The sequence below is a fragment of the Enterobacter sp. R4-368 genome, from assembly GCF_000410515.1.
GTDB lineage: Bacteria > Pseudomonadota > Gammaproteobacteria > Enterobacterales > Enterobacteriaceae > Kosakonia.
Map to the genome: position 1 here is coordinate 1,806,238 of NC_021500.1, position 22,249 is coordinate 1,828,486.

At 54.3% G+C, this 22,249-nt stretch carries 23 protein-coding genes; 11 read left to right on the forward strand and 12 right to left on the reverse strand.

Annotated elements, in window-relative coordinates:
- Positions 1 to 5: 5 nt before the first annotated feature.
- Genes H650_RS08455 through flgB form a run of 3 tightly spaced genes read right to left on the reverse strand, consistent with a single transcriptional unit; the run spans position 6 to position 1,550 of the window.
- A complete protein-coding gene (locus tag H650_RS08455; protein ID WP_020454866.1) occupies positions 6 to 719 on the reverse strand; it encodes a flagellar hook assembly protein FlgD in 714 nt (237 codons plus the stop codon).
- Between the two features lie 10 nt (positions 720 to 729).
- The gene (gene flgC / locus H650_RS08460; RefSeq protein ID WP_020454867.1) at positions 730 to 1,134 is read right to left on the reverse strand and encodes a flagellar basal body rod protein FlgC; all 405 of its coding nucleotides are present in this window, start codon (positions 1,132 to 1,134) and stop codon (positions 730 to 732) included.
- Positions 1,135 to 1,139: 5 nt separating this feature from the next.
- Complete coding sequence (gene flgB, locus H650_RS08465) at positions 1,140 to 1,550, reverse strand: flagellar basal body rod protein FlgB (protein ID WP_017459378.1); 411 nt, start codon at positions 1,548 to 1,550, stop codon at positions 1,140 to 1,142.
- 281 nt (positions 1,551 to 1,831) lie between these two features.
- Here flgB and flgA point away from each other — a divergent pair, with 281 nt between their 5' ends.
- The 3 genes from flgA to H650_RS08480 all read left to right on the forward strand — a co-directional run bounded on the left by flgA (position 1,832) and on the right by H650_RS08480 (position 3,365).
- Positions 1,832 to 2,533 (forward strand): flagellar basal body P-ring formation chaperone FlgA, encoded by a 702-nt coding sequence (flgA, locus tag H650_RS08470; protein ID WP_020454868.1) that lies wholly within the window; start codon positions 1,832 to 1,834, stop codon positions 2,531 to 2,533.
- Positions 2,534 to 2,601: 68 nt separating this feature from the next.
- On the forward strand, positions 2,602 to 2,901 hold the full coding sequence (flgM, locus tag H650_RS08475) for a flagellar biosynthesis anti-sigma factor FlgM (RefSeq protein ID WP_020454869.1): 300 nt from the start codon (positions 2,602 to 2,604) through the stop codon (positions 2,899 to 2,901).
- Between the two features lie 17 nt (positions 2,902 to 2,918).
- Positions 2,919 to 3,365, forward strand: a complete 447-nt coding sequence (locus tag H650_RS08480; RefSeq protein ID WP_020454870.1) for a flagella synthesis protein FlgN — start codon at positions 2,919 to 2,921, stop codon at positions 3,363 to 3,365.
- 265 nt (positions 3,366 to 3,630) lie between these two features.
- Here H650_RS08480 and H650_RS08485 read toward each other — a convergent pair whose 3' ends face one another.
- A complete protein-coding gene (locus H650_RS08485; RefSeq protein WP_020454871.1) occupies positions 3,631 to 3,858 on the reverse strand; it encodes a hypothetical protein in 228 nt (75 codons plus the stop codon).
- 1,356 nt (positions 3,859 to 5,214) lie between these two features.
- Positions 5,215 to 6,861 carry an SgrR family transcriptional regulator gene (locus tag H650_RS08490; RefSeq protein WP_020454872.1) on the reverse strand — a complete coding sequence of 549 codons (1,647 nt, stop codon included), beginning with the start codon at positions 6,859 to 6,861 and terminating at the stop codon, positions 5,215 to 5,217.
- 382 nt (positions 6,862 to 7,243) lie between these two features.
- Here H650_RS08490 and H650_RS08495 point away from each other — a divergent pair, with 382 nt between their 5' ends.
- Genes H650_RS08495 through H650_RS08510 form a run of 4 tightly spaced genes read left to right on the forward strand, consistent with a single transcriptional unit; the run spans position 7,244 to position 10,240 of the window.
- Positions 7,244 to 7,795 carry a peroxiredoxin gene (locus H650_RS08495; RefSeq protein ID WP_020454873.1) on the forward strand — a complete coding sequence of 184 codons (552 nt, stop codon included), beginning with the start codon at positions 7,244 to 7,246 and terminating at the stop codon, positions 7,793 to 7,795.
- 38 nt (positions 7,796 to 7,833) lie between these two features.
- A complete protein-coding gene (locus H650_RS08500) occupies positions 7,834 to 9,057 on the forward strand; it encodes a protein-disulfide reductase DsbD family protein (protein ID WP_020454874.1) in 1,224 nt (407 codons plus the stop codon).
- A gap of 9 nt (positions 9,058 to 9,066) precedes the next feature.
- Positions 9,067 to 9,618: a sigma-70 family RNA polymerase sigma factor gene (locus H650_RS08505; RefSeq protein WP_020454875.1), complete on the forward strand. Its 552-nt coding sequence runs from the start codon at positions 9,067 to 9,069 to the stop codon at positions 9,616 to 9,618.
- Complete coding sequence (locus H650_RS08510) at positions 9,605 to 10,240, forward strand: DUF1109 domain-containing protein (RefSeq protein WP_020454876.1); 636 nt, start codon at positions 9,605 to 9,607, stop codon at positions 10,238 to 10,240. Before H650_RS08505 ends, H650_RS08510 begins: the two co-directional genes overlap by 14 nt.
- 40 nt (positions 10,241 to 10,280) lie before the next feature.
- Here H650_RS08510 and H650_RS08515 read toward each other — a convergent pair whose 3' ends face one another.
- The 4 genes from H650_RS08515 to H650_RS08530 form a co-directional block, all read right to left on the reverse strand.
- Positions 10,281 to 11,354 carry an ABC transporter ATP-binding protein gene (locus tag H650_RS08515; protein ID WP_020454877.1) on the reverse strand — a complete coding sequence of 358 codons (1,074 nt, stop codon included), beginning with the start codon at positions 11,352 to 11,354 and terminating at the stop codon, positions 10,281 to 10,283.
- On the reverse strand, positions 11,347 to 13,116 hold the full coding sequence (locus H650_RS08520) for an ABC transporter permease (RefSeq protein WP_020454878.1): 1,770 nt from the start codon (positions 13,114 to 13,116) through the stop codon (positions 11,347 to 11,349). Before H650_RS08520 ends, H650_RS08515 begins: the two co-directional genes overlap by 8 nt.
- An 88-nt stretch (positions 13,117 to 13,204) precedes the next feature.
- Positions 13,205 to 14,293, reverse strand: a complete 1,089-nt coding sequence (locus tag H650_RS08525; RefSeq protein ID WP_020454879.1) for an ABC transporter substrate-binding protein — start codon at positions 14,291 to 14,293, stop codon at positions 13,205 to 13,207.
- 242 nt (positions 14,294 to 14,535) lie between these two features.
- Positions 14,536 to 14,895 carry a DUF3592 domain-containing protein gene (locus H650_RS08530; protein ID WP_238328385.1) on the reverse strand — a complete coding sequence of 120 codons (360 nt, stop codon included), beginning with the start codon at positions 14,893 to 14,895 and terminating at the stop codon, positions 14,536 to 14,538.
- A 213-nt stretch (positions 14,896 to 15,108) separates the two neighbouring features.
- Here H650_RS08530 and phnC point away from each other — a divergent pair, with 213 nt between their 5' ends.
- From phnC to phnE (H650_RS08550), 4 genes are all read left to right on the forward strand, one after another.
- Entirely contained in the window at positions 15,109 to 15,951 is an 843-nt protein-coding gene (gene phnC, locus H650_RS08535) for a phosphonate ABC transporter ATP-binding protein (protein WP_020454881.1), read from the forward strand.
- Positions 15,952 to 15,986: 35 nt separating this feature from the next.
- Complete coding sequence (phnD, locus tag H650_RS08540) at positions 15,987 to 16,928, forward strand: phosphonate ABC transporter substrate-binding protein (protein ID WP_020454882.1); 942 nt, start codon at positions 15,987 to 15,989, stop codon at positions 16,926 to 16,928.
- A gap of 82 nt (positions 16,929 to 17,010) precedes the next feature.
- Positions 17,011 to 17,883 carry a phosphonate ABC transporter, permease protein PhnE gene (gene phnE / locus H650_RS08545; protein ID WP_020454883.1) on the forward strand — a complete coding sequence of 291 codons (873 nt, stop codon included), beginning with the start codon at positions 17,011 to 17,013 and terminating at the stop codon, positions 17,881 to 17,883.
- Positions 17,880 to 18,761, forward strand: a complete 882-nt coding sequence (phnE, locus tag H650_RS08550; protein ID WP_020454884.1) for a phosphonate ABC transporter, permease protein PhnE — start codon at positions 17,880 to 17,882, stop codon at positions 18,759 to 18,761. Before phnE (H650_RS08545) ends, phnE (H650_RS08550) begins: the two co-directional genes overlap by 4 nt.
- 51 nt (positions 18,762 to 18,812) lie before the next feature.
- Here the strand turns inward: phnE (H650_RS08550) and hdeA are convergent, their stop codons facing one another.
- Genes hdeA through gad form a run of 3 tightly spaced genes read right to left on the reverse strand, consistent with a single transcriptional unit; the run spans position 18,813 to position 22,116 of the window.
- Positions 18,813 to 19,127, reverse strand: a complete 315-nt coding sequence (gene hdeA / locus H650_RS08555) for an acid-activated periplasmic chaperone HdeA (RefSeq protein WP_020454885.1) — start codon at positions 19,125 to 19,127, stop codon at positions 18,813 to 18,815.
- A 41-nt stretch (positions 19,128 to 19,168) separates the two neighbouring features.
- Entirely contained in the window at positions 19,169 to 20,695 is a 1,527-nt protein-coding gene (gene gadC, locus H650_RS08560) for a glutamate/gamma-aminobutyrate antiporter (protein ID WP_020454886.1), read from the reverse strand.
- A 35-nt stretch (positions 20,696 to 20,730) separates the two neighbouring features.
- Entirely contained in the window at positions 20,731 to 22,116 is a 1,386-nt protein-coding gene (gad, locus tag H650_RS08565; RefSeq protein WP_020454887.1) for a glutamate decarboxylase, read from the reverse strand.
- Positions 22,117 to 22,249 lie beyond the last annotated feature (133 nt).

A 22,249-nucleotide genomic window follows, 5' to 3' on the forward strand; every position in this document is an offset into this window, starting at 1 on the left:
AAAAATTACTCGATGAGGTAAACGTCACTCAGCGAGGCGGTACCATTAACACCCAGTTGCAGCACCGCCCCTGAGTTGGTGAAGGAGACGCTCTGCACTTTCGCCGGTTTCAGCGCGGTAATGGTTGGCGTGCTGCCGTCGGCGTTGGTGGCCGAGAACGACACTTTGAAGTTCGTGTCGGCCTGCAAGCGCGGATCGCTCGGCTGGAAATCGTCAAAATCATCCAGCGAGTACTGATGCACGCCCGCTTCCACATTTTTCAGCTTCGCGGTATAGGCGTTACCGGCCGGATCGGTCAGCGTGACGGTGACTTCATCCGCCGGGCTGTTCAGGGAAAGCCCGACTTTCTGGTTTCCGCCCTGCGCGGTGGAAACTGAAGGTTCGCCTTCAACCATGATGTCGCGGCCTACCCAGTCAGCGGAGTTCATCTGCTGCATACTGGCGACCAGCGTGCCCATGCTGTTCATGGTGGTGTTGAGCTGCTCGACACCCGCCGCCGTGTTGAACTGCGCCAGCTGAGCAGTCAGCTGGTTGTTGTCCATCGGGCTGGTGGGATCCTGGTTTTTCATCTGCGCAACCAGCAGCGTCATAAAGTTGTTCAGCAAGTCGTCGGCGCTGGAGCCGTTACCAACGCTGGTATTACTGGTGTTATTAGCCCCGGACGACGAGGTGGTTTTCGTCGTCGTGGCGCTTTGGGTCATGACCGGTGAAATTGCCATCGTTTAATCCTTACTGGCCCAGCGTCAGCGTTTTCAGCATCAGGTTCTTCGCCGAGTTCATCACTTCGACGTTGGCCTGGTAGCTGCGGGATGCAGAAATGGTGTTGACCATTTCACCCACCACATCGACGTTCGGCATATGCACATAACCTTTGTCGTCCGCCAGTGGGTTTGCGGGTTCATAAACCAGTCTGTCCGGCGCAGTGGATTCCGTAACGCCGCTCACTTTCACCCCGCCAATCTCCTGACCGGCGGAGTTATCGACATTGAAAACCACCGACCGCGCGCGGTACGGTTTACCATCCGGACCGGCAATACTGTCGGCGTTCGCCATATTGCTGGCACTGACGTTAAGTCTTTTTGATTGGGCAGCCATTGCCGAACCTGAAATATCGAAAACACTAAACAGCGACATGAAAATTATTGACCTTGGTTAAGGGCACTCGTTAAACCTTTTATTTGAGCGCCGAGAATCGTTAGACTCGTCTGATATTTGACATTGTTGTCAGCAAAATTAACGCGTTCACGATCCATATCGACAGTGTTTCCATCAGCTCTTGGCTGATCGGGAATACGATAAAGTAATTGACGATTGTCCGTTTTCGGCGCTACGCCAGGAATATGTTTCCCGGCTGTTAAACTTAGTGTTAATGGATGACGCGTTTCCTGCTGCATTGCATTTTTCAATTCTTTCGAAAAATCAATATCTCGCGCCTTGTATCCCGGCGTATCGGCATTCGCGATATTGGACGCTAAAATATCCTGCCGCCGTGACATCAGGCTTAACGCCTGCTGCTGGAAACGCAATTCATTATCAAGTTTATCAAACATGAAATGACTCGCTTACTTCGAAATTGATTACGGGGCATAGTCTAAGAGACAACCTAATAAATCTATACCTTAAAAATCCGACAGAAGTAGACGCATTTAGCCAATTCACTTTCGCTTAATTTGCCAAAAAGAAGCTTATATTTAAAAGTTGAAATATCAATGCAGTGAAATGCTGTCAAAACTGACGGCATTTAATTGATAAGAAAATAGCCTTCCTGAATTACAATAAATAAATATTAATCCTATTGCTCTTTTATATTATAAGGCAGGTTTATCCCATTATGCCGCAGTCCCTTATCAGGTCGCTTATCGTGATTTTCGCGCTCTGCAGCCCGTTCTCACCGGCTTTTGCCAGCGCGCCGGAAAATAGCGATCTCGAAGCCAGGATCGCCACCTTGCTGGCCGCGGACAATAAACAAACAGAAAATCAGCCGCAGCTGCGCATTAACATTCTTACCCCAGCGGCCAAACTCGCCGCATTATGCGTACAGCCGGATTTGCGCCTTTCTGGCCGCTCTGTGCGCCTGACCGGCCGGCGCAGCGTCATCGCCAGATGCGGTAAAAAACAGCAGTTCATTCAGATTCAGATTAGTGCCACCGGCAGGTACTGGGTGGCAACGCAGACGCTGAAACCGGGGCAGATTATCGGCGCAGAGGATATCCAGCCCGTGAGCGGCGAACTGGATCGTTTACCGGCCGGTTTATTGCTTGATCCGCAGCGCATCATTGGTAGCACGCCCACGCGCATCATCCAGCCGGGGTCGCCACTGGCGGACAACCAACTGCGACGCAGCTGGGCGGTGATTGCTAATCGCACTGTCGAGATTACCGCGCCGGGCGACGGTTTTCTGATCCATGCCAAAGGAAAAGCGCTGGATAACGCGGCACTTGATGAAAGCGTCAGAGTACAGACGCGCACCGGCCAGGTGGTGGTCGCCACCGTAACAGGACAAGGCCAAGTGAGCATTAGCCTGTCGAACTGATTTCAGTTTTATTTTCCCCGTGCCGATATCTTTAATACAGAGCCACCGCATAGAAAACCAGGATCCGTATGAACATTGAACGCACCCGCCAGGCCACTCCTATTCAGGCAACCGGCACTCAACAACCGCTCGTTGAGACCAGAGTCATGAATGATGAGCCAGCGCAATCGGGGAAAACAGACGCCCAGCAGGCTGGTACGCAGGTCAAACTTAGCCAGCTGACGCAGCAAATAAAAAATGACGGCAGCCGTGATATTGATACGGAACGTCTTGCCGCCATTAAAGCGAAGATGGATGCAGGTGAACTCCACCTGGACAGCGATAAAATCGCCAGCGCGTTGGTACGCGACATCTTTCGATTCTCATAATCTCAACGTGCACGTGAATGATGGAAAACTTACCCGTAATTCTGAACAAACTGTATAAGCTGCTTGGTGAGCTTGAAGCGACCCTGGTGGAAGAAATTGGTCAGCTTAGCCGCGCCCAGATCAACCCGGTTTCGCTGCAAGTGATCTCCGACAACAAGAGCCGTTTGTTGTCGGCGATTAACTTTTATGATGAGCAGCGCAAGCAGGAAGAGAAACAGCATAAGCTGACGTTTCCCTATCCGCGCCACTCCGAACTGGCCACGCTTTGGGATCGTATTACCGTAGTGGTGCGAAAATCGGCTGAGCTCAACCAAAAGAGCTATCAGTTGCTGAACATGCATATGAAGAAGATGAACGACTTCAAAAAGATTGTCAGCCAGACGGCCACCACCACGCAGCTTTATGGCGAAAGCGGAAGCCGCAGCAATGATGCTTCGGGTAATGTTTACCGCATTTCCGTTTAACGCGACGTCTTCTCTGTGCAGCATTCAGCATTAACACCATGTCATGGCGACTTACCCGCCCGTGTTGTTTCCCGCGCCAGGTTCGGAAGTGATTCTCTGCTTCCGCGCCTGGTGTGTATCTCCTGCCCGTGCCTCACGCGTTGCCCCTGACGCATATTCCCTGAACCCTCTTTGCGCGGATTTTCTGCGCCTCATCTCCTGTATCCGTTCGGCATAGCCTACCGACGCGGTGATTGACCTTTCTTGCGGGCTGCGGGCTGGTATTTCATTCCATTGGTTTCTTCGGCGTGCTGTCAGGCAGGTGGTTGATGGCTAAGCCAACTCTTTTCTTAACCCGGATCTTCTCTTCTGTGCCGTTAGCTGATTTCCAGTTCCGGTGTTTTCCTCTGCGTGGCATTCGTGTGCCAAAGTCAGTACCTTTCTTCTGTCCCGTTAGCTGGCGTTTAGTTTCGGCGTTTTCCTCAGCGCGGCGTTCGGGCGCGAAAATCAGCACCTTTCTTCTGTGCTGTTAGCTGGCGTTTAGTTCCGGTGTTTACTTCTGCGTGGCATTCGGGTGCTAAAACCAGCATCTTTCTTCTGTGCTGTTTGCTGACGTTCAGTTCCGGCGTTTTCCTCTGCGTGACGTTCGGGCGCCAAAACCAGCACCTTTCTTCTGCGCGGTTAGCTGCCGTTTAGTTTCGGTGGTTTACCCTGTGTGGCGTTATGGTATTCATTTTGGCCTTCAGCGCCTGCCCGGACGGCTGAAATTTCCCGATGCGCGCTTGCGTTCTGTTTTACGGCCTTTATCCATAGCACAATCCTCTGTGCGGTTTATTTGACCATCAGCGTTGGTTATCTTCGTACTAGTCTTAGCGATAAACCCGCGCAGAATGCCGCTCCCAGGGCATCCCCTAACAAAAATGTTTCTAAATGTTTCATAAATTCCGACGATGAGTGTGAGGTCAATCGCATTAAAAAACAAAAGCGCTGATTTTGATCCTTTTTTTCCGGTTAAAAATGCTGTCTGATCGGGGGATGACCAGAGTAAATAATTGGCACTTTTTTAATAAGGTTTTTTTGTTCTGTTTTTTTACCCCCGGATATATCAATCGGTAGAAAAAAGGTTATTTACGAACGCATCAAAAATAGAGAAAATACATTCAAGCAATGCAACAGGACGTTTTACCGGTTCATTCTGATTGGTGCTTTGCTTAAATCCCCTCTCGATGAAAGGCGTGATCTTTAGTTGCCATATGTCGGGAAACCTGGTGACTAAACTATATTACTGTGGCAATTAAACAGTACATTAGTTGTCATATGTGATGTAAAACCACTATTTCGATTGCCACCTTGGGTGGCATTTTTTTTGCCTTTTTTTCAGTGCGTTAAGCAAGGAAGGCAAGCAGAAGCTCAACAAAGACAGGAAACAAGGGAAAGGTCTGCATATTTTTCTCAGCACGCAAGCTGGAAAATTAAAATGCAAAGAGGAAATATAAAAAAGGTAAACGTCAGGAATGGGAATTACTGTAATTCAAAAAAAACAGGAGATATAAGACACCATAAAAATATCCATTTAATATTTTAATGGATATATTCTGATGGTTTTATCTTATTAGCAAAAAAAATAGATGGCAGCGTGTTTGGCAATGACTGCGGAGGCGTATTCTACCGTATCTTTTTTAATCGTCCAGTTTCTGCCGTCTGCGATGTTAACATCACAACCCATTGTTATAGTTAAACTTTATTGCAAAACCACGAAAAAACGATACCACAAGGCAACTTTTAATATCGTCAGCGTTAATTTTCCATGCCAATTTCCGATTTTAAACACCAAAACTAACGAAAATCACGACATTTTAAACCAGAAAAGCTACTCCTGTTGCGGTTGTATGCTCTCGGCAGGCTGCGACTCATCGGTCCATAGCCTTGTGAAATCGGGCCAGCTTTGCGGGTAGCAAAAAACCCCCTGCACGCTGGCGGGCGTTACAAGACGGTAGCGTTGCGCAAGCAGCGGCACGATCCAGCGGCGGTTACTGAGAAAGCGCATCAATCTTTTGACGCGCTGGCTATAGCGCTCAGCAGGTCCGGCATTAATACGATCAAGAATGCTGATCCCGCGCCGCCAGACCGCTTCGCCCCAGAACCAGGCCCACATCACGCTATGACGGTATCGCTCTTCCATGCTGAAAGCATCATGCTGCTCAAAACGCAGAAAACCCATGCACAGATCCTGCTCGGCCCAGTTTTTATCCTGCAACAGCCAGTGCGTCACGCTTATCGGCGTCAACGTTACCTTGCACCCGCGATAACGCAGGCTTTTTGCCAGCTCATCTACCAGTTTGCGCATCTCCGTTGAGCGAAAATAGACAAGATTCAGGCTATCCGGCAACAACGCCTGCACATCCGGCTCGTGGGTTGGCTGCAGCCACTCCGGCAGCGGGCCGAGCGTCTCTTCCCGCTCAATCAACCCCGCGCAAATACAGCGCGTAACGCGCCGGATAAACGCCTGCTGCTGCGCATTTAAACGTCCGCGTGCCTGGTTGAAGGTGACGTAGTAGAACGCGTCGGCATTATCCCGTTCGGTCATGGCTTCCGGCGCAATCATCGAATGAGGCGTATCCAGACGCACCAGCGCCGGCAGCGGTGCAACACTGAGCGGCGTGTTGTAAACAATCTCCGACGCCTGCGGTGTTTCACCATACCAGGACGCCGCGCGGGTAAGCACCAGTTGGCTGCTTGAGTGCTCACTCACTTTAAATGGCCCCAGGCCAATGGAGCCGTTGCGCGGATGCGGTAGCGCATAAACCGGGTTTGCCAGCCGGTAAAGCAGCATGTTGTCTCGCTGGCCGAGCTGCATCGTCAGCACATAATTTTCGCATTTCACGTCCATGACATGCGGCAGGCCAGGGCCACCGGCATAACGCTCGAGCGTCTGCCGAAGCTGCTCAGGCAGCACAGGCTCGCCGTTATGCCACACCAGACCGCGACGCAGAATAAAACGCCAGCGCAATCCATCTTCACTGCAGGTGATGGTATGGGCAAGACCGGGGATCGGCGCAACTTGCTCAGGAATATGGCGCGCCAGACCGGCATGCACCATTTGCAAAATATGCCGCCCGGCGCGATCGGTGTGGATGGAAGGAATCGGCGCCAGCAGCGGCCGGTAGAAAGAGATGAAATAGCGAAAGCCATCGCTGGAATAGTGCGGCTGCGCCTGCACGGCCGCCATTTCGGTTTCCGATGCCGGGTACTCACCAGCCACCAGCGTCTCCAGCGCCGCCGCATTCATACGGCATTGCAGTACGCCAAGCGCGCCACGCCCCGGGCGGGAATTCCACACCAGCCAGCCCTCCTCCTGCATTTCATGGAGCAAAGAGCGCGCATAGCGCGACGTGCAGGCTAATGTATCGGCGATTTGTGCCAACGATACTTCATGGCGGTGGGTATTATAGCGGGTGAGCAGCCGATTATAACGGCGCAACAAACTCCCTTTTTTAACGGCAGAGTTATAGAGCATTAAGGTTTCCCAGCGTCACACAAGGAAGTTAAAAGATGAGCCATCAGGCCAGAGGAAAGCCTCTTAAATGTAGCATATGAGAAAAAAGCCAGAATCGACGCCGCCGCATTCCGTGCGCTTTATAACCGTCCTCTAAGGGCAGTAATCATATGACAAACAAGGCTAAATGGGTAATTTTCATTTGAAACCCTGCCACTATTTGTCAGGTTAACCAATTCAGATTTTTCATTGATATTCTTTTCCAGCACACCATAAAAATGCACATGACGCGCCACGCTTGCCGGGAAAATAACGCTATTTTTTTAAAGCTGCGCGAAACTTTTGCCGGCATTCGAACGAACTGTATATGAGCGTTAACTGACTTCCCCAACTGGAGCGCAACATGATCCCGATGAAAAAACTCGTTCTCAGCCTCACCGCCGCTGCACTGTTAAACATCGCCAGTGCCCACGCTGCCCTGCCCACCGGTTCGCAAGCACCGGACTTTAAATTACAAGGCGCGCTGGCCGGAAAACCGCTCACCTTCTCGTTGCAGCAGGCACTGCAAAAAGGCCCGGTGGTGCTCTACTTCTTCCCGGCGGCGTTCAGCAAGGGTTGTACCATCGAAGCGCACGCCTTCGCCGAAGCGACGGACGATTTCAAAAAACTGGGCGCAACAGTGGTTGGCGTTACCGCTGGCAACACCGACCAGGTCGATGAATTTTCAAAACTGGAGTGCCGCGACAAATTCACCGTCACCGCCGATCCGGGCGCGAAAGTGGCGGCGCAATATGACACGCTGATGAAAATGAACGGCAAAACCCTCTCGGATCGCACCTCTTATGTGATCGCGCCGGATGGCAAAATCCTGCTGAGCTACACTGACAGAAACCCGGAGACGCATATTCAGAAAACGATGGAAGCGGTGAAACAGTATGCGAACACGCATTCGTAAACAGCCCCGTTAATGTCGTTATCCATCAGAGAATCGCTATGTTAACCGCCATGCTCGCCGCCTTCGCAGGCGGCATTATTCTCAACTTTATGCCCTGCGTGTTTCCCATCATTTCGCTGAAAGCGCTGGGGCTGCTGCGACATACGCAACGTCCGGCGCAAACCCGCAAAGAGGGGCTCGGTTTTTTACTCGGCTGTGTGCTGACCATGCTGGCGCTTGCGGGCGTGTTGCTGGCGTTACGCGCCGGGGGAACCGCCGTGGGCTGGGGCTTTCAGTTGCAATCTCCGCTGGTGATCGCCTTTCTGGCGCTGGTTATTCTTGGTGCGGCACTCAATTTGCTCGGCGTGTTTGAGATCGGTCTGTCGGTACAACGCGCCGGTGAGTTGACCATAGAACGCGGGGCATTTCTGCGTGCGGCGCTGACCGGTGCGCTCTCAATCATTGTCGCTACCCCGTGCGCGGCCCCGTTTATGGCGGGTGCCATCGGCTACGCGCTGGTGCAACCGCCCGCCGTGGCGCTGGCGATATTCGTCGCACTGGCGCTCGGTTTTACCGCGCCGTTTACGCTGATTTCACTGTTTCCGGCGCTCGGCAAATGGCTACCGCGCCCCGGCGCGTGGATGAATACCCTAAAACGCGGGCTGGCCTTTCCGATGTTTGGTGCCTTCGGCTGGCTGGTGTGGGTACTGGCGCAACAAGCGGGAACGACGGCGCTGGCGGCTATTCTGGCTGCGGCCGTGGTGGTCAGTTTCGCCGCCTGGCTTTACGGCATGGTACAGCAGCGTCGGTTCGCCGGGCGCGGTCATAAAGTGCTGTTTGCGCTGACCGCAGCGCTACTGCTGGCCGCGATTGTTCCGCTGCCTTCGGTAGTGCAAAGCGGCGCGCCGCTTACGGCGAGCAATACGGTAGAAGAGGTCAAATGGTCGCCGCAAACCGTGGCGGATAATCGCGGCCACGGCAAGGCTATCTTTGTGAATTTCACCGCCTCCTGGTGCATAACCTGCCAGGTGAATGAAAAGACCTCGCTCTCGACACAAGCCGTGAAAGAGGCGCTGGCGAAAACCGGCACGCTGTATATGGTGGCGGATTCGACCAACTTTAATGCTGATATTGATGACGCGCTGAACGAGCTGGGGCAAGGCAGTTTGCCGCTGTATGTGGTCTACCCGGCGGACGGCAGCGCACCGCATATTTTACCGCAGGTGCTGACCCCCTCAATTGTCGTCAACGCGCTCACGCAGGCCAGCGGTAAAAAAACCTGAAGGCGGGATATGGAAAAAAATGAGGCAGCGCGCGACGAATGGCCGCAGCTGATGGCGCTGGCGCAGTCCGGCGACAGTCAGGCCTATACGCGGCTGCTCAAAGCGCTGGTGCCGGTTATCCGCTCGCTTGCGCGCAAACATATCGCCGACGAGGAGCTGGTGGAAGATGTGATTCAGGATGTGCTGCTCACCGTACACCGGGTGCGGCACACCTACGATCCGGGCGCACCTTTTCTGCCATGGCTGATGGCGATAGCCAACGCCCGCGCGGTGGATGCCCTGCGCAAACGCGGTCGCCACCAGCAGCGCGAAATCGCCAGCGAGACGGATATTCCCCTGCTTGCCACCAGCATGGAACCGCCATCACACGACGAGCTGGCAGTGCTGCTGAATCAGCTTCCTGCGCGCCAGCGGGAGGTGGTTGAACATGTTCACCTGCGCGAAATGACGCTGGCAGAAACCGCGACACAGCAAAATTTGACGGTCGCCGCCGTGAAATCCCTGCTGCATCGCGCCCTGAGCAACCTTCGTCGGTTAGGAGCACACCATGGCCGATCATGAACTGTTAATTGAACAACTGGGGCGCTCCATCGCCCCGGTAAAACGCCCCTTCCAGCCGGGCTGGCGGGCGCTAAGCTGGGTGGCGCTCGCGCTGCCCTGCGGGGTTATAGCGGGTTTCGTGCTCAACCGCACGCTAACCGACTGGTCGCAGCCTGGTGCGTGGTGGGCGCTGATGCAGTTGCTGCTGACGTTTATCGCCGGGACGCTGGCGGTGCGTAACGCGTTTTTGTTGAGCATCGCCGGACGCAACGCGCTGGGCTGGAAATGGTTTACACCGCTGGCGGCACTGTGGCTTGCCGGTACGTTCAGTAATCTGCATCTGCACCGCGTGTTGCCGGTAAGTACGGCGGTCGAAGGGCCAAACTGTTATTTGTTTATGGTGACGGTCAGCACGCCGATGGTATTGATAGTGATTGCTTACCTGCGCCGCACGCGCACGCTTTTCCCGGCGCGCAGCCTGGCGGCCGCAGGCGCGGGCGTCGCCTGCATGGCGCTGACGTTGCTTGCCCTTTGCCACCCGACGCACATCAGCCTGGCGGATTTGATGCTGCATATCGCCGCCTTTAGCACCATTATGCTGGCAACGATAGCGCTGGGCTACAAATGGGTGTCACTGCCGTAATGCGCAGCACGTACTGAACAGTCAGTACGTGCTTACATACTTAACTTTTTTGCGGGAAGATCCACAGCTGTTCAGCAGGCAGCACCACGCGGTAGTTTTGCTGGTTGCGCTGCTGGGTGCCGTAAACACGGATCGCGAAATCATCGCCGGAGGTGCGGAACAGGTACTCCCAGCGATCGCCCAGATACATGCTGGTGAGCATGGGCAAATCCAGCGAGTTATCCTGCGGCGAGTCCGCCAGTCGCAGGCTTTCGACGCGGATCACCGCCGTGCAATCCTGGCCCGCGCGTACGCCCGGCCCGGCAACGCCCCACAGCGCCCAGTTTGCCCCTTCAATCCTCGCCCTGCCGTTACTGACTTCGCTCACCTTGCCGTGCAGCCGGTTGTTGCTGCCCATAAACTCGGCGGTAAACAGCGTCGACGGCGTGGCGTACATCTCCTGCGGCGTACCTTGCTGCTCAATCACCCCGTTGTTGAGCAACAAAATGCGGTCGGAAATCGCCATCGCTTCATTCTGATCGTGCGTCACCATCAGCGCCGATAGCCCCAGTTTGACAATCAGTTCGCGCAGGAAAACCCTCGCCTCTTCACGCAGCTTGGCATCGAGGTTGGAAAGCGGTTCATCGAGCAAAATCACCGGCGGGTTGTAGACCAGCGCCCGGCCAATCGCCACACGCTGCTGCTGGCCGCCGGAAAGCTGGTGCGGATGGCGCTTGCCAAGCGTACCCAGCCCAAGCTGATCCAGCACGGTTTGCACGCGGGTGTTGATTTCCGCCGTACTCACTTTGCGCAGCTTGAGCGGGTAAGCGACATTCTCGAACACCGTTTTATGCGGCCACAATGCGTAGGACTGGAACACCAGGCCAAGATTGCGTTCCTCTGCCGGCACTTCACTACGCGGCGTACCGTCGTATACCACGTTATTACCAATGGTGATCCGCCCGTGGGTTGGTTTTTCCAGCCCGGCGACAGCGCGCAGCAGCGTGGTTTTGCCGCTGCCGGAAGGGCCAAGCAGCGACACCACTTCGCCGCGTTTCAGCTCCATTGAGACGCCTTTAAGCACCGCGTTATCACCGTAGGTCAGATGCAGGTTTTCTACCGCCAGCTCAATCATGTAATTTCACTCCAAAGCGCAGGGCCACACCAAGACCAATGACCACCAGCAGAATATTGATAAACGACAGCGCGGCGACAATATCAATCGCCCCTGCCGCCCACAGCGACACCAGCATCGAGCCGATGGTTTCCGTCCCGGGCGAGAGCAGATAAACGCCGGTTGAGTATTCGCGCTCAAAAATCAGGAACATCAATAGCCAGGAGCCAATCAGGCCATAACGCGACAGCGGCACCGTCACATGGCGGGTTACTTGCCCACTTGTCGCCCCCGTGCTGCGCGCCGCCTCTTCCAGTTCCGGCCCGACCTGCAACAGCGTGGAGGAGATAAGCCGCAGGCCGTAAGCCATCCACACCACGGTGTAGGCCAGCCAGACGCTAAAGATGGTGTTACGCAGCGAGCGCAGCCAGACAATCAGGTTTTCGCGCAGCCACTCGGCCACCGGCAACCCGGAAAGCCAGCCGTTTTTTAGCGACTGATCGAGCCACATCGGTAAAAACAGGAATACCCACAAAAATGCCAGACCGGCCAGCAGCCCAGGTACGGCGCGGGGAACCAGGACGCTGTAATCAAGAAACCGCGTCACGTTATCCTGCTTGCGGTGCATGGCAATGCCGACAAACAGATAACAGATCACCGCCAGCGCGCCACCAAAAATGCCAATCGCCATCGAGTTGACAATGGCGCGCAGCAGGTTGGGTTGCTGCCAGATATTGCGGAAGGTATCGAGCGACACTTCATCCCACAGGGAAACGCCAACCCCCCAGTTGGAGATAAACGCCCGCAGCACGACGCCAATCAACGGCACGCCGATGGTGACCGTCAACCAGGCTACCACCACCGCACCGGCGACCCAGCGCCATTTACCCAGCGGCAGCGCCCGCGCCTGCGAGGCTTTGCCTTTCATGGTGACAAAACGGTTGGCGGTGCGCATCAGGCGGCGTTGCAGCATCACCAGCGGAATAGTGATACAAATCAGCACCACCGCCACCGCTGCCATCAGGTGGTAAGAGGGCGTGCCCAGTTTATTGGTCAGTTTATACAGGTAGGTCGCCAGCACCATGTTGCCTTCCGGGTCACCCAGCACCAGCATCAGGCCGAACACCTCCAGCCCAAGGAAGAACAGCAGAACGCAGGCGTACAAAATTGACGGGCGCACCATCGGCAGGCTGACAGAAGTCATCACCTGCAACGGCGAAGCGCCAACCGTTCGTGCGGCTTCTTCCACGTCAGAACCGACGCTGCGCAGCGCCGAGGAGATATAGAGATAAGCGTGCGGGACGTGCGTTAGTCCGGCAATCACCACGATGCTGAACATCGAATAGATGTTCCATGGCACAAAGCCGATTAACTCCTGCGCCCAGCGCGAGAAAAAGCCCACCGGCCCGGCGGCCACCACGTAGCCAAAGCCGAGCACCATCGGCGAGACAAAAATAGGCACGAGGATCAGCGGCTCAATAAAACGGCGGCCCGGTAAATCGGTGCGCACCATCAAAAACGCCAGAATGCCGCCCAGTGGAATAGCGATAAACACCAGGCCAAAAGCGAGGATAAAGCCGGACTTCAGCGCCAGATAAAAATCCGGATCGGTAAAGATAAACTCGAAGGCTTCGAGACTCAGTTCCTTGGAGCGGACAAAAAAGGGCGCCGAGAGAAAACTCTGCACCACAATAAATAACAGCGGGATATAGATAACCAGCGCGGTAATTAACACAATGACGCCGCGCGGCAACCCCTGCCATTTTCTGCGCACACTATTCATACATCTTCCCTTTGGTCAGGAACCTCACGCCAACCCGCTGGCTGAGAAAAGGGTTGTGCGCAAAACCGGCGCACAACCGGTCAGGGCGTTATTTAGCGGCAGCAGCGCGCCATTGTTTAATAAATTCCAGACGTTTTTTCGGCTCCAGATACTCCAGCAGCGACTCATCCACCGCAATCGGCTTCAGTGCGTCGCCCAGCTGTTTGGTCATGCCATCGATGTCGTTTTTGCCTTCAATATCGTTACGCAGCGAGGGGATATCCGCCTGGTTAGCGAGAATGCTCTGCCCTTTTTCCGACAGCACATAGTCAAACCACAGTTTCGCGGCGTTGCTGTGCTCTGCTTCAGCGCTGATAAACGACACGCGCGACAGCACCAGCACGTAATCTTTCGGGTAGGAGATGCCCAGCGAGTTATCCCCCTTCGCGCGCGCTTCGGCGTAGGAGCCCAGAATGTTGTAGCCAATCAGATTTTCGCCGGAAGAGACGCGCTCCATCATCGTGCCGGTGGAGGATTGCACGGTTAAACCGCCCTTCGCCACATCCGCCAGATGGGTGAAATAGTCTTTGTCGTGCTTGCTGTCTTCAACCGCGAGCATAAAACCAAGCCCCGATTTTTCGATATCGTAGGTGGTGACTTTATTTTTGAATTTGTCGGTCTGGCTGGCGATAAGTTTGCCAAGCGCGGTGTGCGAATCCGGTACGTCGCCCGCCGGGATCAGGCGTTTGTTATAGATAAAGATCACCGGCTCATAGGTGGTGCCATAGGCTTTTTTCTCCCAGACCGCCCACTTGGGCAGTTTATCCAGCTCGGGCGACGCGTATTCAGCCGCATAGTCGGTGGCCAGCTTCAGCGCGGTATCCATAGAGGAACTCCAGACCACATCGCCACTGCCGCCGCCGGAAGCCTGTTCGCTAAGATAACGGTTGTACAGTTCGGTACTGTTCATATCGTTATATTCCACTTTTATGCCCGGATACTGCGCCTCGAATCCCTTGATCAGCGGGCCTGCGGCTTTGGTATCGGTAGTGGAATAAATAACAACTTTGCCTTCTTTGGTTCCGGCGTCTACGATTTTCTGGTAATCCGCCGGGTACCCCTGAGGCACGGCAGCCAGCGCAGCGCCGGAAAACAGCGCCGCCAGCGCCACGGCCAGAACAGTGAATTTCTTATCCATGAACAAACCCCTTTGGTATCATTTTTTAAACACAAATTTAACATATAGCGTGCATTTCACCCGCTGCAACGCAGTGGCTTGTTTTTTCCAGGTTTTGTGACGCTGGCGGGATTAAAATTCATGCTGTTGCAGTGTGCGGGCATAACGCGGGTTAACGCGCTGGCTGGAAAGGGAAAATGGCGCGAATCTCAGGCGAAAAGTCGGTGGAAGGACATCCCTTGCGGCGAAGGGAATGGCGGGGATTAATCCCCTAAAATTAACGGGCGGTCATATAAGATAATGTGCTGCGGATTTTGCGGATCGTACTTCACGGTCGTGCCGTTGCCCTCGGCAAACCGCACAATTTCACGGCTATCCAGGAACTGAAACACGCTCGCCTGCACCAGTTGCCCCTCGCGGGTTCTGAAGCGCAACACCAGTTCACAATAGACAGAGCGCCTGTCCATCCAGTTGGTGCGTTTAAGGGCAATAATATCCGCATTCGCACCGATACCGTGTTTCATCACATGGGCTTCGATAAAGAGCTGGCGAACCCAGCGCAGCGCGTAATAAAGCAGAAACGCCGCCAGGGCGACAATGAAGATAAAAACGAAATAAGACATTGTAAACGCCATTTATTTTCTCCGTCGCTGTGTGTCCCACTGCCTGACGTAGCACCTGTGGTGCGGCGGGCAGGATAACGAAATCGACGCACGCTCGCACGCCCTTTCGAAAGCCAAACTTCCGTGTTCATTATTTGTTCGCTTTTTCGTCATAAAACGATCATCACCCGTGCTCTTAATGGTCGCCAGTTTAATGAAAAAACCGGAAGACTTATGAACAGCGCGTTGGCAGAAATCTCTGAAGACCACTATTCGTCTCTGCATCAATTAAACACGGTGCCGAAGCAAAAGGTGCTGAGCGTGAAGAACTTGCGTAAAGCCTATAACGCGCACCAGACCGTGCTGCACGACATCAGTTTAGATCTGCACAGCGGTGAGATGGTCGGCGTGATTGGACGCTCCGGCGCAGGGAAATCCACGTTGCTGCATGTACTAAACGGCACGCACAGCGCCACCTCTGGCGAAATTTTAAGTTTCCCGGAAGTGGGTACGCCGCGCGATGTCACCCATCTGAAAGGTCGTGCGCTTAATCAGTGGCGCAGCCAGTGCGGCATGATTTTCCAGGACTTCTGCCTGGTGCCGCGCCTCGACGTGCTGACCAATGTGCTGCTCGGCAGGCTGAGCCAGACGTCGACGCTGAAATCCCTGTTTAAAGTCTTTACCGATGAAGACCGCGCCAGAGCAATCGCTTTGCTGGAGTGGCTGAACATGCTGCCGCATGCCTTACAGCGGGCGGAAACGCTTTCCGGCGGTCAGATGCAGCGTGTCGCCATTTGCCGCGCGTTGATCCAAAACCCCTCTCTTTTACTGGCGGACGAACCTGTCGCTTCGCTGGATCCGAAAAATACCCAGCGCATCATGGGCGTATTACGCGAAGTGAGCGAACAAGGCATCAGTGTGATGGTGAACCTGCACTCCGTGGAGCTGGTGAAAGAGTATTGCACCCGCGTTATCGGCGTTTCCCAGGGACGGATCATTTTTGACGATCATCCCTCCCGGTTAACGCAGGACGTGCTGCAGGTGCTGTACGGCGATGAAATCAGTCAATTGCATTAATTATTCCTTCCAATGAGACGACACAGGCAATGACAATGAAAAAGCATATTTCTGGCGCATTACGTTTATCGGCATTGATGACAGGTCTTCTGCTGGCATGGCAGGCGGCTGCCGCGGAGCAGCCGAAGGAATTAAATCTGGGGATTTTGGGCGGCCAGAACGCAACCCAACAAATTGGTGATAACCAGTGCGTGAAAGAGTTTCTGGATAAAGAGCTCAGCGTGGATACCAAGCTGCGCAATTCGTCTGATTATTCGGGCGTGATTCAGGGTCTGTTGGGCGGAAAAGTCGACGTGGTGCTGAGCATGTCCCCCTCCTCTTACGCATCCGTGTATATCAATAACCCGAAAGCCGTGGATATCGTCGGGATCGCGGTGGATGACAAAGATCAATCGCGCGGTTACCACTCGGTGGTGATCGTGAAAGCCGACAGCCCGTACAAAAAACTGGAAGATCTGAAAGGTAAAGCGTTTGGCTTCGCCGATCCGGATTCCACTTCCGGTTACCTGATCCCGAACTACGCCTTCAAACAGAAGTTTGGCGGTAACGCGGACAATAAATACAACAACTACTTCTCCAGCGTCACCTTCTCCGGTGGTCACGAGCAAGATATCCTCGGCGTGCTGAACGGCCAGTTCGCGGGCGCTGTCACCTGGACCTCGATGGTCGGCGATTACAACTCAGGCTACAGCGTCGGGGCGTTTAACCGTCTGATCCGCATGGATCACCCGAACCTGATGAAAGAGATCCGCATCATCTGGGAATCGCCGCTGATCCCAAACGGCCCGATTCTGGTGAGCAACAGCCTGCCGGCGGATTTCAAAGCCAAAGTGATTACCGCAGTTAAAAAACTCGATACCGATAACCACGCCTGCTTCGTGAAAGCGATGGGCGGTACGCAGCATATCGGCCCGGGCAGCGTGGATGACTTTAAGCAGATTATCGAGATGAAACGCGAACTGGTTACCGCACGCTAATCCTTCGCCGCATCGATTCTTCGGCCCCTGCGTAAAAACCAGGGGCTTTTATTCGATGGTCATACAGGATCTCCCGCTACGCATGAATATGTCGAATACGCAGTTTGAGCACTACTATCAGCAAGTCCGAATGCGCCAGAAGCGCGACACTGTCGCCTGGTCGCTGGTGCTGCTGGCGCTCTATTTCGCCGCCGGTAACGCGGCAGAATTCAATCTCGCCACCATCTGGCACTCGCTGCCGAACTTTATGGATTACATGCTGGAAACAGTGCCGACGCTGCACTGGCCGGTGCTGTTTGCCGACAGCCACACCAAAGGCTCGCTGGCGTACTGGGGCTACCGTTTGCCGATCCAGCTCCCGCTGATTTGGGAAACCCTGCAACTGGCGCTGGCCGCAACGCTGGTTTCATTCGCCATTGCCGCCGTGCTGGCTTTTCTGGCGGCGGGCAACACCTGGTCTCCGCCGCCGGTACGTTTTGCCGTGCGTACGCTGGTCGCATTTTTGCGTACCATGCCGGAACTGGCGTGGGCGGTGATCTTCGTGATGGCGTTTGGCATCGGGGCGATCCCCGGTTTTCTGGCACTGGCGCTGCACACCGTTGGCAGCCTGACCAAGCTGTTTTATGAAGCGGTTGAGAGCACGCATGACAGACCTGTGCGCGGGCTGGCCTCCTGCGGCGCGACACGTTTGCAACGCATTCGCTTCGCGCTGTGGCCGCAGGTGAAACCAATTTTTCTCTCTTATGGCTTTATGCGCCTCGAAATTAACTTTCGCTCCTCGACCATTCTTGGCCTGGTCGGTGCGGGCGGCATCGGCCAGGAGCTGATGACCAACATCAAACTCGACCGTTACGATCAGGTCAGCATCACATTGTTGCTGATTATTATCGTCGTTTTCGTGCTCGATACGCTCTCTGGCCGCTTGCGCCAGTGGGTGCTGGAGGGGAAAAAATGACCAACTGGCAAGCCGTACCGAATGTGGAATTGAGCCGCAAATTAAACCGAAAACTGTTCCAGGCGCAGGGGCGTTATCTGCGCCGCCTCGGGCTTATCACCCTTGCCGTGCTGCTCTATTACGTGTGGTTCTTTATGCAGTTCGGCATTCCTGTTGAACAGGCGCTGACCGGCATGCAGCAAATCGGGCGCTATATTTTGCGCATGTTCGTCTGGCATGATTTCCTCAACTGGCCGTTTGGTTACTACTTCACGCAGATTGGCATTACGCTGGCGATTGTCTTTGCCGGCACAACGACCGCCACACTATTCGCGCTGTTGTTGTCGTTTTTTGCCGCGCGCAACATCATGAAAGGCGGCATTGCGGGCGTTATCGCTTTTTTCGTGCGCCGCCTGTTCGATATGTTGCGCGGCATTGATATGGCGATCTGGGGGCTGATTTTTGTGCGCGCCGTCGGGCTTGGTCCGCTTGCCGGGGTGCTGGCGATCATCATGCAGGACACCGGCTTGCTCGGCCGGCTGTACGCCGAAAGCCACGAAGCGGTGGATCGCTCGCCAGGGCGCGGCTTAACCGCCGTGGGCGCGGGCGGTTTGCAGAAACACCGCTTCAGCACTTTTACCCAATCCTTCCCGACATTTCTGGCGCTGAGCCTGTATCAAATTGAGTCCAACACCCGCTCGGCAGCGGTGCTCGGTTTTGTTGGCGCGGGCGGGATTGGTTTGATTTACGCCGAGAATATGCGGTTGTGGAACTGGGATGTGGTGATGTTTATCACCGTGATTCTGGTGGTGGTAGTGATGCTGATGGATAGCGCGTCGGCCTGGCTGCGCCGACGCTATATTACCGGCAAGACAGTGCCGCTGTTTAAACCCGAGTAAGTTGCCGGGGCCTCAATGCCCCGGCAGGTTAGCCATAATAAATTTTCGCGTTCACATATCCTTTTTTAGTTTGTCCCACTCGCCCTCCACTTTGCTTTTGAACGTGGCTTGTTTGTCCTGTTTGCAGGCTTCAATCACGGCGGGCGTCACCGTTTCAATCCCCTGAACATCCACCACCGCTTCTTCAGGTTTGTCCTTGTTATTTAACGCTTCAGCAATGCCGATGGCAGTTGGCTGGAAAGAGGCTTTCAGCGCGAGGAAATCCTCACATGTCCAGCTATTCACAGGTTTACCTTTATCTGCTGCCTGTGTCGCAGCGGAAACCAGCAGCAAGCTGCCAACGATGATGCTAACGGTTGTTTTCATTCACTTCTCCTTATTAATGACTCATATCATTGAAAAAACTGCTATTCCTTAGGGGCTAAATGATGCGGTGAACGCGCGCGTGGATGGATAAAGAAATGTCCTTTCGGCGCATTATCAGCGGTGATGGCAACCAGGGTCACAGTGCCTTGTTTACCGCGCTTGTCATGCAGCGCGTAGACCAGAAAGGGGAGGATCAGCACAATCACAAAACAGATAACCAGCAGCGTGATGTACTTCTCGTCGGCGCTTTCGCCGCCAATCGAGGCCGGTGGATAAAAAGAGACGATAAAGGCCAGTAGCGAAACCAACAAGCCCAGCCCTGCCACCGCGAGCCGGGATCCTTTTACGCCGGGAATATGAAAGGTGCGCTTGAGCTGTGGCTGTTTGCGAATTAACTGCATATAGCCCAGGAACAATAAAAAATAGCTACACAGATAAATCACCACCGTCAGCGTCAGGGCAATCAAAAAGGACATATTGCTCCCGCCCCCCGAATTGGTGAGCACCACCAGCGCAACGGATGTCATCAACAGTTGGCTCACCACCAGCGTCACCGGCACACCGTTTTTATTAACCCGGGCGAATGGCGCAGGCAGTATGCCTCGCTGCGCAGTGACATACATGCCGCGAGACGGGCCAACAATCCATGAGGCGATCTCTGCCAGCACGCCCAGTACCAGCAGCGCCGCGATGACTTTTACGGCCCAGGCGAGTCCGGCACCGTAATGGGTGATTAACACGCTGAAAGTTTGAACGACCCCGGCAGAGAGGTTGATCTCGTTATGTGGGATCACGGCCGCGACAGACAAGCCGCCAATCGAACTGAGGCAAATCGCGGCGATCATCAGCAGTATCATTGCCAGTGGATAGTCACGGCCTGGGTTGTTCATTTCGTTAACATGCGTAGCCGACGCCTCGACGCCCATATAACTCAGAATGAACGCCACAAAGACCACCAGCGTGCCAAGCCGGGTGAAATCCGGGACAAACGTCGACATATCAAAAGTGATGGCCAGCGGCGCGCCGCTGAGAAGGTACGCGATGGCCAGCACTACGAGGATAGCGGCAGGCAGCAGGATGCCGCCGAAGAAGCCCAGTTTGGCGATTTGCGCGGTATATTTCGTGCCGCCAAATTGGGTAAAGGCCAGCGCCCAAAGAATGATTAACGCGGCGATTGTTTTCGTCAGCGGGTCACTGTTCAGCGCTGGCCAGTCAAGGATATAAGCCAGCGCGCCCAGCACGAAGTAGAGCATCGGGATAAAACCGATCGCGATTTGCAGATAACCAAACGAAATTGCCGCAAACCCCCAGCGTTCTCCCAGCGTTTTTGATACCCAGGTGAAGATCCCGCCCTCTTCCCAGCCCTCAACCGTGGCCATTTCAGCCGCACACAGGCCAACCGGGATAAACCATAAAATACCGCCCAGTAATAAGAAAAAAACCAGGCTGAAACCCGATGTCGCAAACGTCGGGTATTCATACACCGCCATCACCATGGATGCGGTGATAGCAAAAAAACCAATCATGGATAATGTCTTAGCCGGAACGCTTTTGTTCACCGCCTCCATGGCACTCCTCCTTTCATAACGAGACTTTCCGGGCCTCAGGCGTGATTAAAACCACTGGCTTCCTCAGCGCTGAGCGGGTTTATGACCGGATGGCGGGAAAAGTAGTCAAGCGCGCGCTTAATATCGTCCACCAACAAGCTGGCGAGATCATGGCTTACACCGTGGCGCACCAGCACCCTCTGGATAACTAAATCTTCGCGATGGGCTGGCATTGAATAGGCGGGCACCTGCCAGCCGCGGCTGCGCAGGCGATCTGCAAGGTCATAAAGGGTGTATCCGCCAATGGCGCGCTCGGTGCGCAGCGTCCACGCCAGCGCGGGAATACCTTGCTGGCTGTCGCCATCGAACAAGATTTTGAACGGCCCAAGTTTGTCGATTTCCCGCGCCAGATACTGCGCTGTCTGGTAACAGGCGTGATGAATTTTCGTGTAGCCTTCCCGTCCCAGACGCAGGAAATTGTAATACTGGGCAATGACCTGCCCGCCAGGTCGTGAAAAGTTGAGGGCGAACGTCGGCATGTTGCCGCCGAGGTAGTTAACGTTAAAAATCAGTTCTTCCGGCAAATCAGCGGCCTCGCGCCATACGACCCAACCGGCACCCAGCGGTGCAAGACCGAATTTGTGGCCAGAGGCATTAATTGATTTCACCCGCGGCAGGCGAAAATCCCACGCAATATCCGGCGCGCAAAACGGCGCCAGAAACCCGCCGCTGGCACCGTCAACATGGATGGGAATATCAAGACCGGTTTCCTGTTGCAGCTTATCCAGCGCATCATGCACCGCTTTTACCGGCTCATACTGGCACGAGAAGGTGACGCCCATCGTCGGGACAACGCCAATGGTGTTCTCATCAACCCGCTTGATCACCTCTTCGGCGTTCATCACTAACCGCTGGCCTTGCAGGGGAATTTCGCGCAGCTCAACATCAAAATAGCGGGCAAATTTGTGCCAGCAGATTTGCACAGGCCCGCAGATCAGGTTCGGTTTGTCGGTAGGTTTGCCTGCAGCGGCCTGTTTTTTTCGCCAGCGCCATTTCAGCGCCAGCCCGCCGAGCATTGCCGCTTCAGAGGAACCAATCGTCGAGCAACCGAGCGTGTTTTGCGCCTCCGGCGAGTGCCATAAATCGGCCAGCATATGTACGCAGCGAGACTCAATTTCAGCCGTTTGCGGGTATTCGTCTTTATCGATCATGTTCTTGTCGATGGACAAATCCATCAATGTCCGAATTTCATCATCGACCCATGTCTGGCAAAACGTTGCCAGGTTTTGTCGTGAGTTACCGTCAAGCATCAATTCGTCGCGTACTGCGGCAAAGACATTGCGCGGGTCCCGTTCTTTAGCGGGGAACTGGTGTTTTTCCAGGGACGAAGATAATTCCAGGGAGGCATAAATATCATCTATGCCAGGGTATTGCTCATCCATGTGCTCTCTCCTTATGGGTGCAATCGGTAATTCGTTATGCCTGAGAAAGCTATAAACCCTGATTTTTATTTTTTCAAACGAATGGAATTTCCTTATCCAGTAATTAAATGAATGAAAATGGCACGTCATTAGA

Excerpts from the sequence above, each read along its gene's own strand:
- H650_RS08520 (WP_020454878.1), bottom strand. The coding sequence starts at position 13,116 with ATGAATAGTGTGCGCAGAAAATGGCAGGGGTTGCCGCGCGGCGTCATT.
- phnC (WP_020454881.1), top strand. The coding sequence starts at position 15,109 with ATGAACAGCGCGTTGGCAGAAATCTCTGAAGACCACTATTCGTCTCTG.
- phnE (WP_020454884.1), top strand. The coding sequence starts at position 17,880 with ATGACCAACTGGCAAGCCGTACCGAATGTGGAATTGAGCCGCAAATTA.
- H650_RS08530 (WP_238328385.1), bottom strand. The coding sequence starts at position 14,895 with ATGTCTTATTTCGTTTTTATCTTCATTGTCGCCCTGGCGGCGTTTCTG.
- phnD (WP_020454882.1), top strand. The coding sequence starts at position 15,987 with ATGAAAAAGCATATTTCTGGCGCATTACGTTTATCGGCATTGATGACA.
- gadC (WP_020454886.1), bottom strand. The coding sequence starts at position 20,695 with ATGGAGGCGGTGAACAAAAGCGTTCCGGCTAAGACATTATCCATGATT.
- H650_RS08515 (WP_020454877.1), bottom strand. The coding sequence starts at position 11,354 with ATGATTGAGCTGGCGGTAGAAAACCTGCATCTGACCTACGGTGATAAC.
- phnE (WP_020454883.1), top strand. The coding sequence starts at position 17,011 with ATGAATATGTCGAATACGCAGTTTGAGCACTACTATCAGCAAGTCCGA.
- flgM (WP_020454869.1), top strand. The coding sequence starts at position 2,602 with ATGAACATTGAACGCACCCGCCAGGCCACTCCTATTCAGGCAACCGGC.
- flgC (WP_020454867.1), bottom strand. The coding sequence starts at position 1,134 with ATGTCGCTGTTTAGTGTTTTCGATATTTCAGGTTCGGCAATGGCTGCC.
- H650_RS08480 (WP_020454870.1), top strand. The coding sequence starts at position 2,919 with ATGATGGAAAACTTACCCGTAATTCTGAACAAACTGTATAAGCTGCTT.
- flgA (WP_020454868.1), top strand. The coding sequence starts at position 1,832 with ATGCCGCAGTCCCTTATCAGGTCGCTTATCGTGATTTTCGCGCTCTGC.
- H650_RS08495 (WP_020454873.1), top strand. The coding sequence starts at position 7,244 with ATGATCCCGATGAAAAAACTCGTTCTCAGCCTCACCGCCGCTGCACTG.
- H650_RS08500 (WP_020454874.1), top strand. The coding sequence starts at position 7,834 with ATGTTAACCGCCATGCTCGCCGCCTTCGCAGGCGGCATTATTCTCAAC.
- H650_RS08505 (WP_020454875.1), top strand. The coding sequence starts at position 9,067 with ATGGAAAAAAATGAGGCAGCGCGCGACGAATGGCCGCAGCTGATGGCG.
- H650_RS08510 (WP_020454876.1), top strand. The coding sequence starts at position 9,605 with ATGGCCGATCATGAACTGTTAATTGAACAACTGGGGCGCTCCATCGCC.
- hdeA (WP_020454885.1), bottom strand. The coding sequence starts at position 19,127 with ATGAAAACAACCGTTAGCATCATCGTTGGCAGCTTGCTGCTGGTTTCC.
- H650_RS08455 (WP_020454866.1), bottom strand. The coding sequence starts at position 719 with ATGGCAATTTCACCGGTCATGACCCAAAGCGCCACGACGACGAAAACC.
- H650_RS08525 (WP_020454879.1), bottom strand. The coding sequence starts at position 14,293 with ATGGATAAGAAATTCACTGTTCTGGCCGTGGCGCTGGCGGCGCTGTTT.
- gad (WP_020454887.1), bottom strand. The coding sequence starts at position 22,116 with ATGGATGAGCAATACCCTGGCATAGATGATATTTATGCCTCCCTGGAA.
- H650_RS08490 (WP_020454872.1), bottom strand. The coding sequence starts at position 6,861 with ATGCTCTATAACTCTGCCGTTAAAAAAGGGAGTTTGTTGCGCCGTTAT.
- flgB (WP_017459378.1), bottom strand. The coding sequence starts at position 1,550 with ATGTTTGATAAACTTGATAATGAATTGCGTTTCCAGCAGCAGGCGTTA.